Consider the following 12,798-nt stretch of genomic DNA (forward strand, 5'->3'; position numbering starts at 1 on the left):
ACAACTGTATTTAATTTAGGTGAATATATGGTTGTTGAAGAAAGTGCACCTGATATACATAAGGCTAAATAAAAAAGCTCTGTATAATCAAGAAATTGACCAAAATATTCATATGCAATAGGTTGAAAAGCATATGCAACCTCATATTCTATTATTAAATTTGAGCGAGGTATAGACCAATGAGTTTGTAATGTATTAAGATTATGTACTGGTAATGATAGATAACGGAAATATTGTAATATTGTAATATTGTAATATAAAAATCTTCATTATTTGTAAAATCAAATATAAATTTTGATTTTATATCATCTATATACCTATCAACTAAATTAATAATTTTACTATCAAAAAATGTAGATACAGTTTCAAATGACAATTTTTTTGGATCATACATACGACTACAAGATATTAAAATATAAATATCACTTCTTTCAGCAGAAGATATTTTAAAATTTAATCTTGTTTCCATTTCATCCATAAGTTTGTCTGCAACTATTATTGATAAAGGGTCATTATATGAAAGAGGTATGGCTTCTTCAAGGTTATGACCATCAAGTATTCTATAATACATAATTGTCAAAGAAAGATTTAATATAACCATATTAATATCTTCGATAATTATATTATTTTCAGTAATATACTTATTTGTAAGAGACATAATAAGATTTACTGTATCTTCTTCCATATATTGATAGTTGTAATATGAATTTCCTCTACTATTATAATTCCAGTTTTCACTATATAAATGATTTAAAAGAGCACGTTTTTTTCTTTCATCATTCTCAAGGCTAATTGAATTTTTATGACGTATAAGTTTAATATGAGGGTAAGGTAATATATATTTTTTTCTCATATCTATAAGGTCATGTTCTAAAGTAGTACGACTTATATACATTTCTTCCTCTAAATCCAATAAATTTAAAGGTTTATTCGAATAACAAAGACTAATTGCAATATGTCTTATACGCTCATCTCTTGATAAAAAAGAACTACTTATTTTAGTAAGTTTTTTTAATTTTTCTTTATTTTCTGGTTCAATTATATATCCCGAACTTCTTTTTGATGAAATTTGTATACCTGTATTACTTAAAATAGAATTAATTTCAGTAATATCATTTCTTATTGTTCTTGCAGATACATGAAAATATGTTCCAAGAACCTCACCTGTAACATATGTGTTTTGATTTTGAAGAAAATAAATCAATTTACGATGTCTTAGTGAAAGAGATAAATCTTCCATAATAATATAATAATCTCCTCTCATATATACTTTATAATATGATAGATTTTCATTATATAAATGTCAATAAGTGTTGATTATAAGTTTTTTCCTAAATAAAACGGAAAAAGGTCGTTTGATATCAAAATATATATCAATTAAAATTACAGTATAAATTCAAGGAGGTAATAAAATATGAAATATGAAAACATTAGAAAACAAGTATTAGACGCAATTCTTGAAGCAGTAGAACAGGGACTTATAAAAGGTACATCTGGAAATATTGCTCTTAGAGATGATGTAGATGATGTAGTTGCAATTACACCAAGTGGTATACCTTATAAAGGAATGAAACCAGAAGATATAGCAATTGTTGACCTTGATGGAAATTGGCTTGATGGACCATACAAACCATCATCAGAAGTTCCAATGCATACAGCAGTTCTTCGTGCAAGACCAGATATTAAAGCAACAGTACATACACATGCAATGTATGCAACAATAATGGCTATGGGTGAGGGAACAGAATTAAAACCTATTACACCACCACAGTGTGAGTTTGTTCCAGTAGGAGTTGTTCCATTTACAATGCCTGGTTCAAATGATGTTGCTGATAAAGTTGTAGAGGCTCTTGGAAAAGATGGTAGAGCAGTTCTTATTAAAAATCATGGAATGTTCTGCTGTGGTAAAAATATGAAAGCTGCTATGGCTGCAACAGAATATACTGAAGAAATGGCTGTTACAACAATGTATGCAAAAATGCTTGGTGTATATGAGCCAATGCCAGAAGAAGCTGTTCGTAAAATGAAAGAATTAATCGCAGCTGACCAAGCAGTTTAATATAAATAATATTTTTTGAAGGGAGAATAAAAAATGGCAAGTCAATTTTTTGTAAAAAGTGATGTAACATTTGGAGTTGATGCAGTAAAAGAACTTCCTAAAATGCTTGAAGAATATAAAGCAAAAAATGTAATGATAGTTTATGATAACGGAGTTAAAATGGCTGGTATTGCAGAAAAAGTCATTGAAGAAGTAAAAAAAGCAAATGTAGATATTACAATTTTTGACGGTGTTATCCCAAATCCAACAAATGAAGTTGTTGAGGAAGCAGCAGAAATTGCTAAAAAAGCAAATACTGATGTATTTGTTGCTGTTGGTGGCGGAAGTAGTATCGACCTTACAAAAGCAGTTAATATATTAATGACAAACCCAGGAAAAATTGGTGAATATGGTGGAATGAACCTTGTAAAAGAAAATGTACTTCCATTAATCGCTATTCCTACAACAGCAGGAACATCAAGTGAAATTACAAACGTTGTTGCTCTTACAGATACACAGGCTGTATGTAAATACGTTATTATTGATAATAAAATTGTAGCTGATAAAGTTATTGCAGACCCAGAGTTTACAAAAACAATGCCACCTTCAGTTACAGCAGCAACAGGTATGGATGCTATAACACACGCAGTTGAAAGTTATATTTCAAATATGGCAACACCTCTTACAAAATATCATTCAATAAGAGGACTTCAGATATTCTATGAAAACCTTCCAAAAGCTGTTGAAAATGGTTCTGATATGAAAGCTAGAGAGCAGATGATGCTTGGTTGTATAGTAGCTGGTTTTGGTTTCTCAAATGCAAATCTTGGATTAGTACATGGTATTGCTCATACATTAAGTGCTCATTTCCATTTAGCACATGGTGTAGCAAATGCCACAGTTTTACCATATGTAATGGAATTCAATGCAGAAAGTTGTCCTGAAGAAATGGTTGAACTTGCAAAAGCAATTAATTTATCATTAACAGGAAATATTGAAGAAGATAAATATGTTCTCTCAAAAGAATTACTTAACATGACAAAGAAAGTTGGAATTAAAACTCTTTCAGAGCTTGGAATTAAAGAAGATGATTTTGATATGATAGCAGAAGATGTATTAAAAGAGCCTGTTTTAGGTTTCAATCCAAGACAGAATATTACTAAAGAAGAAGTAATAGGAATTCTTAAAAAAGCATTATAATAAAAATTTTATCTGAATTAATTATAGGAGGGCAATTTTATGGGAAACTGCAATTGTAAAGGTAGAATGTATCCAAATCTTTTTAAGCCACTTAGAATTGGTAATATAAAAATGAAAAACAGAATTATATGTGCCCCAACAAGTCCTAGTATGATTGACTTAAACGGACATTTTACACCTGAGATGATAGCATATCTTGAAGAAAAAGCAAAAGGTGGAGCAGGTGTAGTTACATATGGTGAAGCAATAGTTCATTCAGAAACAGGAAAATCACACAATAAACAGCTTCAACTTGATGCTTTTGGTGTTAGACAGGGTATGTCAGAAGCGGCAAGAGCAATACATAATGCAGGTGCATATGCAAACATACAATTGTCACATGGTGGTATGTATGGTGGACTTGCTAGTGTTGGAGGCGATGTTGACACATGTTCTGTTGCTTATGGTCCAAGTGATATGACTATGGCAGCAGGAGAAGTTAAAGAAATGCCAGGAGAACTTATATATGAAATAATAGAGTCTTATGGTAAAGCAGCAAAACTTTGTAAAGAAACAGGTTTTGATATGGTTCAGGTTCATGCGGCACATGGTTGGTTATTTTCACAATTCCTTTCACCTGTATGGAACAAAAGAACAGATGAATTTGGTGGTTCATTAGAAAATCGTGCAAGATTTTTCCTTTTAGCATTAGATGCAGTAAGAAAAGCTGTTGGACCACAGTTTCCTATTGAAGCTCGAATTTCTGGCGATGATATGACAGATAAAGGTCTTGGACTTGATGATTGTATAAAAGTTGCACAGATGATTGATGATAAAGTAGACCTTATAAATGTTTCTTGTGGTAATCATGAAGACACAGATATGTTTTGTAGAACACATCCATCTGCATTTTATCCAAGAGGGGTAAATGTATATCTTGCAGCAGAAATCAAAAAACATGTAAAAACACCTGTTGCTTGTGTAGGCTCACTAAATGACCCAGCACAGATGGAAGAAATAATTGCATCTGGTCAGGCTGATGTTGTTGAAATTGCTCGTGCAACTCTTGCAGACCCATATCTTCCTAAAAAAGCTTATGACGGAAATACAGATGACATTACTCCATGTTTAAGATGTTATGAATGTTTTGGTGCTACTGGAGAACTTGAAATGGTTAAGTGTGCTGTAAATCCAACTATGGGAGAACAGCTTTATGCTAAAAAAATTGAACCTGCTCAAGTAAAGAAAAAAGTTCTTGTAGTTGGCGGTGGTCCAGCTGGAATGGAAGCAGCAATAACATTAGCTAAAAGAGGTCATAATGTAACGCTTGCAGAAAAGACAGAAAAATTAGGTGGTTCATTACATCCGGCAGGAGCAGCATATTTTAAAGAGGATATAAGAAAATTAATAAAAGTTCTTTCTTCAAGAGTTGAAAAAGCAGGAGTTAATGTTCTTCTTAATAAAGTGGTTACACCTGAGTTTGTAAAGGAATTTAATCCTGATACATTGTTTGTGGCTATCGGAGCTAGGGAGCTTCGCCCTCCTATTAAGGGTATGGATTCAGATAAAGTTATTATGGCTATTGATGCAGAGTTAAACCCAGAAAAATTAGGTGAAAATGTTGTAATTATGGGTGGTGGACTTGTAGGTGCGGAAGCATCAATAGGTTTTGAGCATGAAGGTAAAAAATGCACTATTGTTGAAATGAAATCTTCTATTGCAGAAGAAGTAAATTCATTCTATAGAGGTGGACTTATGCCTGAAGTTAAAAGATCAGCAAAATGCCTTGTTAATACAAAAGTAAAAGAAATTACTTCTGAGGGTGTTATATGTGAAGCAGAAGGAAATGAATTTACAGTTAAGGCAGATAGCGTTGTATGTGCTTTAGGTTTTAAATCTCCATATGATGAAGTAGATAAATTAACAGATGTTGTTGATGAATATTATATAATCGGCGACTGTAAAAAAGTTGGAAAAATATATGATGCAATGAATACAGGATACTATTCAGCACTTCTTGTATAAAAAATATGTATAAAAGGAGTTATTAAAAATGAAGAAAAAAATGGTTTTATGTACACAGCTTCCAGCAAAAAGAATGGAAGAACTTGAAAAAGAATGTGATATTACTATAGCTGGTGAATTAAAACATGGCAAAGGTAATGTTACAGAAGAAATGGTTTGTGAAGAATGTAAAGGTTATGAACTAGTTGTACTTGGTGATGAAAATGCAGGGGCAGACACACTTAATAAATGGATAGAATCAGGAATGAAATTTATTGGTGTTGCAAAAGGAACACCAGTAACTGTTGATAATGAGGTGTTAAAAGCAGCAGGTATTCCTCTTTCATATACACCTGGTAGAAACAGAGTTGCTGTTGCAGAATTTAATATTGGACTTATGATTGCAGTTGCAAGAAAACTTACTTTATCAGCAACAGGTTTACAGAAAGGTGAACATCTTGGAGAACCTATGGCAGATATATATAATGTGCCAGATGTAAAGAATGTTATTTGGGGACCATTAGATGAAAATCATCCATATACAGATTATGGTATTGGGTTTGAATTATATGGTAAAAAATTAGGTATTGCAGGATATGGTGCAATAGGTAGAGAAGTTGCAGTTAGAGCGAAAGCTTTTGGTATGGAAATACTTGCATATGACCCATTTGTTGCAAAAGAAAAAATCGAAGCTGATGGTGCAATAGCTGTTGATTTAGATACAATGCTTAAAGAAAGTGATATGATAAGCATACATCTTCCTGTAATTGAAGCTACAAAAAATAGTGTAAATAAAGATTGGTTCTCAAAAATGAAACCAACTGCAATATTAATTAATACAGCAAGAGCTGCTGTTATTGACCAGAAAGATTTTGTTGAAGCTCTTCAAAGTGGTCAGATTGCAGGTGCTGCAATAGATGTTTATTGGAAAGAGCCAGTTCCAGCAAATCACCCACTTCTTTCAATGAGAAATGTTGTATGTACACCACATATGGCTGGTCTTACAACAGATGTGGACAATTGGTCAGGTGAAATGATGGCACAGGAAGTATTAGCATATCTTAATGGAGATGAAAGAAAATATATTTGGAAAAGATAATATAAAAATAAAATAAGGAGTGTTAGCATGAGCGGTTCTAAAAGTAAGAAAGTAATAGCTATAGGTATTCTTATTATGTCAATGACTATGGCATGTAATAGTGCATTGTCACCAATACTTGCTGAAATAGGTAAATTTTTCCCAAATGCAAGTGATACATCTATACAGACAGTATTACAGTTAATTAACTTAATCTGTTTACCAGGTATGTTCTTTGAACCATATTTAGAAAAAATGTTTACAAAAAGAGATATCGCAATTATAGGTACAATATTTATGCTTATTGGTGGACTTGTACCACAGGTATTAAATTCACAGTTATGGATGCTTTATGTAGCAAGTGCTATAATTGGTATTGGTCTTTCATTTGTAGTTGTTGTTAGTTCATCATTAATTTCAGACTACTTCACAGGTATTGATAAATCAAGAGTTATGGGCTTCCAGTCAATATTTGTAAGTGTTGGTGGTGCTATTATAGCAAAAGGTTCTGGTCTTTTTACAGCTATGGCAGGATGGAAAAGTGGATACCTTGTATTCTTAATCTGTATTCCTATTGTAATTATTATATTATTAACAGTTCCAAAAGGGGAAATTCCTTCAGCTGTTGAAGGAGCAAAAGAAAAATCAGGTATTTCTGGCAAAATGGTTTATTTTGGTGTACTTTGTTTAATAACAGGTATATTTGTTGCAACATTTAATACAAATATAGCTATGTATATTGATAGAAAAGCTATCGGTGATGCTAGTACAGCTGGTACAGTTGCTTCAATAATGCAGATAGTTGGTATTGTTGGAGGACTTCTTCTTGGTACAACAGTTAAAGTATTTAAAAGATTTACAATTGGTGCAGCTATAATAATGATGGCAGCTGGTACAGCTTTAGTAGGATTTTCAACAAGTCTTCCAGTTATATGTGTAGGAGCACTTATAGTAGGATTTGGTTTTGCTGTAAGAAATCCAGGTGCAGTTACTTTTGCAGCTAATATGGTTTCAGCAAAACAGGCATCTTTAGCCATTGCTATTGTATCTGCTTCATATAACTTAGGTAATTTCGTTTCAGCATATATTGTAAATCCTCTTGCAAATATGATGGGAGAAGATATTGCTAATAGATTTATATTATCAGCAGTTGCACTTCTTGTAATAGGTATTATTGCATTAGTTAAAGCACCTACAACAGATGCAGAAGCTCTTGACTCTCAGGGTTGATTTTTAATACATAAATAATAAGTAAGCTTGCAAAAGTCCTATAAATAAAGACTTAAGGTTGTATATAACATATGTTATATACAACCTTTTTTATTGAAAATTTATAATAGATAGGAAGTCATATAAAAAGAAAAGCTATATTTAAGTACATATTTTAATCTAAATATAAATCCTTTCTATTTTCTACAAACAATTAGTTTACATATGAAAGTCACAAATGTTTACACATATAATTAGAAATAAAGATGTTTATTATATTAATCTAATAATCAACCGTTTTAAATATTTAGATATAAAAACACCCCTTAAGTAGATTTTAGTTATTATCTATTTAAGGGGTATTATATCAATTAGTTATTAATAAAAATTAAATTTTTTTAGTCCCAAGGATGAAGTACAACTTTTATTGCTTCTCCAGTTCTTGTTAATTGGATACCTTCATTAATTTTATCTAATGGAAGTACATGTGTTACAAATTTTTCTGTTGGAAAGCTTGGTGAAATAGCAAGCTGGAAAGCACGTTTAGACTGGCTATATGATGCACCAAAGTGACCTTTAATCCAAATGTTGTTATAGTGAATAAGGTTACAGTCAAGCTCTGTCATTGAACCTTTTGGAACACCACCAAAGAATACAACAAGACCGCCTTTTCTTACCATATGTATACTTTGTGTTTGTGTTGCATTTACAGGCGTTGCAGAAATAACTTTGTCAGCACCTTTGTTATTTGTGTATTTTTTAACTGCTTCGATAGGGTCTTCTTTTGAGCTATCTACTATAATATCAACACCAAATTCTAAAGCCATTTTAAGTCGTTTTTCATTTATATCAATCATAATAACTTTTTGAGCACCACGTATTTTAGCAAGTTGAGCCATAAAACAACCAATAGGACCAGCACCAATTATAACAAGTGTATCTGGGTATTCAACTTTTACATTTTCAAGGCAAGCAAATACTGATGTAAGAGGTTCTCCAAGACTTGCTGCATCAAAAGATACATCATCTGGAATGATATAAATACCTCCTTTTCTTATTTTCTCGCCAGATACTGCTATATATTGAGCAAATCCACCTGTACCAGCAAGATGTGCAACTTCTTCATTTGAACAATTTTCACTATGTCCACTTATACATTCATCACACTCCATACAATATGTACCAGGAAATAAGAAAAGTTTATCTCCAACTTTATATTTTGTTTCATCTTTACCAACTTCATCAACATAACCTACAATTTCATGACCATATATAAAAGGATAATTTCCTTTTCGTGAATCTGTTGTGAGATTACGTATATCAGAACCACAAAGTCCTACTGACATAATTTTAAGTATAAGACCATCAGAAGGACAGATTGGTTTATCTGTTTCTTCTACACGTATATCATTTGGTCCATACATTAATGCTGCTTTCATTTTCATATTTATTATCTCCTTTCAGTTTTTATGAGTTAAGTATAATATTTTGTAATTTTAAAAACAAACCAAATATTGCCGTAATATAACGGAAGAAACAATTAATTTCCCTTTTGTTGAGGAAATTATAAAGTTGAGACTATATTAATTTTAATTTAAAATTTTATTATATTAAACAAGAACAGAATATACATTTTAGGAAATGGAGGAAATTTGTATGTCAGATAGCGTAAAATATTTATTAGGAATGGACTGTGGAACAACAAATATTAAAGCTATAATTTTAAGAGAGGATGGTAAAGTTGTAGCGGAAGCAAGTCGTCCAAGTAAGGTCATAAATCCTGGCCCTAATATGCAAGAACAAGATGCAAATGAATGGTGGGCAAATACAGTTGATATTTTTAAAGCTCTAACATCAAAAATTGGACATGAAGCTGTTAAAAACATAAAAGGTATATGTATAAGTTCTCATACAGTAACAATGCTTCCTGTTGATTGTAATGGAAATCCTTTAAGAAATGCAATTACATATCAGGATAATCGTTCAGCTGAGGAACTTCACTATATAGTTGAAAAATTGGGATTTGATAAATTTGTAAAAACAGTTGGAGGACAACCAGCTGTTGCTTTTCTTCCAAATAAGATTTTATGGTTTAAGAAAAACGAACCAGAACTTTTCTCAAAAACATCGTATTTTCTTCAGGCAAGTTCTTATATAAATTTTAAACTTACAGGTATTATGAGTTCAGATATTGACCAAGCTACTCGTACCCAATGCTTAGATATAAAAACTCTTACATGGTCAAAAGATATAGGTGATGTAATAGAAGTAGATCTTAATAAAATGTTGCCACAGTTAAAACTTGTAGATGAAATTATAGGTTATGTTACAGATGAAGCAGCAAAAGAAACAGGTCTTGTAGCTGGTATTCCAGTTGTAGCAGGTTGTAGTGATGCTATGGCTGCTATGCATGCCACAGGTATGAGTTGCCTTGGAGAAGCTGGTGAATCTTCTGGAACAACATCACTTGTGTTTGTGGGAAGTAATATTAAAAGTGCACCTGATATTCCAGTTGTAACAAGACCTTGTTCAATAGATGGTATGCCATGGATATTTGATGCACCAATACAAACAAGCGGAGCAGCGCTTAAATGGTTTATTGAGAAATTTGCAAAAGAAGAACAATTATATGCAGAAGAGCATGGTAAAAAAATATATACATATCTTAATGAATTAGCTCTTGAAGCAGAAGCAGGTTCAGGCGGAATTATTTTCTTTCCATATTTACTTGGAGAAAGAGCCCCGTTATGGAATGAGTATGCAAGAGGTATGTTTATAGGAATGGAAATGGGAATGAAGCGTAGCGAGCTTGTACGTTCTGTTTTTGAAGGAACAGATTTTGCTCTTCGTCATGTAATGGAAACAGTTAAAGAATCAGGTGCTAAAGCGGATTTATTAAGAATATGTGGTGGTGGAGCAAAGAGTCGTACATGGTGTCAAATTAAAGCTTCGATGCTTAACATGCCTGTATATGTTCTTGATGATGAATCAGGTGATGTACCAGTTGGAGATGCCTTAATTGTAGGACATAAAGTTGGAGTTTTTCCAAATCTTAAAGAAGCAACTGATAAAGTTATAAAGATTAAAGAAATTATTGAACCTATTAAAGAATGGACAGAAGTATATGATAAGATGTATCCATATTATGTAGATATGTATAATAACTTAGATAAAAATTTAAAAGATTTTAGAAAAGTGATGGAAACTATTATTTCCAAATAAATAATTGAAAAGGAGAATAATTTTATGGAAAAAACAATTTGTTTAAAAACTGTTTCAGATGTAAAAAAATTTGTAAATATTGTTTCTAAATGTGATTATGATATTGATCTTATAAAAGATAGATATGTAATAGATGCTAAATCAATTATTGGGATATTTAGTCTTGACCTTACTCAGCCAATAAAAATGGTTGTAAATAGTAAAGACTGTTCCGATTTAATAGATAAATTAAAAGATTTTTTATATGAATAAAAATATCTCCTAAAATTTTAAAATACCTTAACTCTATATTATAAAAAAGCTTTTTATATTTAATATAAAAAGCTTTTTTATTTTTGTATTTTTAGTCATTATATATTATATCTTTGACTGATTTAATAAATCTAAGTACATCAGGTGGTGCATTAAGACTGTAAAGTAAACCATAAGGAATTTTATAATTCCAATTTACTGGAATAGATATTAAGCCTGGATGAACATCTTTCCAACACTCAATTGTAAGAAGAACGTTACCTGTTTCTGCACAACGATTAAATACTGATAAATCATAAAACTGAGGTGTATCTTCTATTTTGATTTGTGGATGATTTTTTTCTAAATCATTTCTAAGAAAATCATTAACACCAGAATCGCCACGACTTACCATCATTAATGTTTCACCATATAAATCTTCTATATTAATATATCTTTTAGAGGCAAGACGATGTTCTCTTGATACAGCTATCATTTTTTTATATCTACCTAATGGTAAAAATTGACATAATGAAAGCCAAGCCTTTGAGTCACAAACACCTATCAAAAAATCAAATTTCTCTCCTAATTTTTCAATTTCAGATAAAATACCTTCATGATTATCTTCGAAAGGAACAAGATGTAATTTATAATCAGTAAAACTTTCATTTAAACGATACCATAAATCCATAAAAGGTTTTGCAGGGTTTAATAAAGATGTTCCGACACAAAATGTAGTATCATATTTATGAGTAACAGCAGTTGAACTAGTAATTGATTTATTTGAATAATTTATAATAAATTTTGCATCATTATAAATTATTTTTCCAGCAGGGGTTAAATATACTCCTGATGGTGTTCTTTCAATCAATTTTATATTAAGATGTTTTTCGAGTGAATTCATTTGTTTCATAATAGCAGTTGGGGAAATATAAAGGTATTCTGCTGCTTTGGTAAAACTACCATAGTCAACAACAGCTATAAAAGTATCAAGTATACGATTATACATTTTTAAGCCTCCTTAAGCAAGTGTTAACTTATAGTTTATACAATAATAACATACTGATTATTCTGAGTCAATTTAATTAATGCTATAATATAAACAAAAAATGAAACGGAGGTTTAGAAATGTCTAATAAACTTATAGCATTTTATTCAAGAGCTGATGAAAATTATGTTAATGGCATGCTTAAAACATTAAAAATTGGCAACACAGAAATAGCGGCAAACATTATAAAAGAATTAACGGATGCTGATTTATTTAAAATTGAACAATTAAAACCATATTCAAAAAAATATAATGAATGTATTTTGGAAGCACAAAAAGACCAAAGAGAAAATATTCGTCCTGAACTAAAAATTTATCCTGAAAATATTGATAAATATGATGTAATTTATATTGGTTATCCAAACTATTGGAATACAATGCCTATGGCTGTGTTTACATTTTTGGAACATTTTGACTTTAGCAATAAAATAATTAAGCCTTTTTGTACTCATGAAGGAAGTGGTATGGGAAGTAGTATTAATGATATTAAAAAATTATGTCCTAATACAAAAGTTGAAGAAGGCCTTTCCATTTATGGAAGTAATGTAAAAAAATCGGTAAATGTTATTAAAAAATGGGTTTAAATAAATTTTGATTAAAAAATAATAATTAAATGGAGAAATTAAATATGGAAAAGATAACAGCAGGAAGATATGAGCTTGGCAAATTGGAGAAATAAAAAAATACACATGCTTATAATGAAGCTTATGAAATAGGTAAGGATATATAAATGTTAAAAAATAAGAGTAGATACCATAAATGGTTCTACTCTTATTTTCATTAAAATAT

General features: G+C 30.9%; 11 protein-coding genes. 8 read left to right on the top strand and 3 right to left on the bottom strand.

Annotated features, from left to right (window positions below; all coding sequences use genetic code 11):
- Positions 1–154: 154 nt before the first annotated feature.
- Positions 155–1,240, bottom strand: a complete 1,086-nt coding sequence (locus B5E58_RS13790; protein WP_242956654.1) for a BglG family transcription antiterminator — start codon at positions 1,238–1,240, stop codon at positions 155–157.
- 174 nt (positions 1,241–1,414) lie between these two features.
- Here B5E58_RS13790 and B5E58_RS10270 point away from each other — a divergent pair, with 174 nt between their 5' ends.
- From B5E58_RS10270 to B5E58_RS10290, 5 genes are read left to right on the top strand one after another with little or no spacing between them, the layout of a single operon-like run.
- Entirely contained in the window at positions 1,415–2,059 is a 645-nt protein-coding gene (locus tag B5E58_RS10270; RefSeq protein WP_088109577.1) for a class II aldolase/adducin family protein, read from the top strand.
- 33 nt (positions 2,060–2,092) lie between these two features.
- On the top strand, positions 2,093–3,238 hold the full coding sequence (locus tag B5E58_RS10275; protein WP_088109578.1) for an iron-containing alcohol dehydrogenase: 1,146 nt from the start codon (positions 2,093–2,095) through the stop codon (positions 3,236–3,238).
- A 39-nt stretch (positions 3,239–3,277) separates the two neighbouring features.
- Complete coding sequence (locus tag B5E58_RS10280; RefSeq protein WP_088109579.1) at positions 3,278–5,242, top strand: oxidoreductase; 1,965 nt, start codon at positions 3,278–3,280, stop codon at positions 5,240–5,242.
- A 28-nt stretch (positions 5,243–5,270) separates the two neighbouring features.
- A complete protein-coding gene (locus B5E58_RS10285; RefSeq protein ID WP_088109580.1) occupies positions 5,271–6,320 on the top strand; it encodes a 2-hydroxyacid dehydrogenase in 1,050 nt (349 codons plus the stop codon).
- Positions 6,321–6,347: 27 nt separating this feature from the next.
- Positions 6,348–7,529, top strand: a complete 1,182-nt coding sequence (locus tag B5E58_RS10290; RefSeq protein ID WP_088109581.1) for an MFS transporter — start codon at positions 6,348–6,350, stop codon at positions 7,527–7,529.
- Between the two features lie 377 nt (positions 7,530–7,906).
- Here B5E58_RS10290 and B5E58_RS10295 read toward each other — a convergent pair whose 3' ends face one another.
- Complete coding sequence (locus B5E58_RS10295) at positions 7,907–8,953, bottom strand: zinc-binding dehydrogenase (RefSeq protein WP_206608578.1); 1,047 nt, start codon at positions 8,951–8,953, stop codon at positions 7,907–7,909.
- Between the two features lie 211 nt (positions 8,954–9,164).
- Between B5E58_RS10295 and B5E58_RS10300 the strand changes: the two genes are divergently transcribed.
- Positions 9,165–10,730 (top strand): xylulokinase, encoded by a 1,566-nt coding sequence (locus B5E58_RS10300; protein ID WP_088109582.1) that lies wholly within the window; start codon positions 9,165–9,167, stop codon positions 10,728–10,730.
- A gap of 24 nt (positions 10,731–10,754) precedes the next feature.
- Entirely contained in the window at positions 10,755–10,982 is a 228-nt protein-coding gene (locus tag B5E58_RS10305) for an HPr family phosphocarrier protein (RefSeq protein WP_088109583.1), read from the top strand.
- A 91-nt stretch (positions 10,983–11,073) separates the two neighbouring features.
- Here the strand turns inward: B5E58_RS10305 and B5E58_RS10310 are convergent, their stop codons facing one another.
- On the bottom strand, positions 11,074–11,970 hold the full coding sequence (locus tag B5E58_RS10310; protein WP_088109584.1) for a LysR family transcriptional regulator: 897 nt from the start codon (positions 11,968–11,970) through the stop codon (positions 11,074–11,076).
- A 119-nt stretch (positions 11,971–12,089) separates the two neighbouring features.
- Here B5E58_RS10310 and B5E58_RS10315 point away from each other — a divergent pair, with 119 nt between their 5' ends.
- Complete coding sequence (locus B5E58_RS10315; RefSeq protein WP_088109585.1) at positions 12,090–12,593, top strand: flavodoxin; 504 nt, start codon at positions 12,090–12,092, stop codon at positions 12,591–12,593.
- Positions 12,594–12,798: the final 205 nt, after the last annotated feature.

The sequence above is a fragment of the Tyzzerella sp. An114 genome, assembly GCF_002161055.1.
Classification (GTDB): domain Bacteria; phylum Bacillota; class Clostridia; order Lachnospirales; family Anaerotignaceae; genus Fimicola; species Fimicola cottocaccae.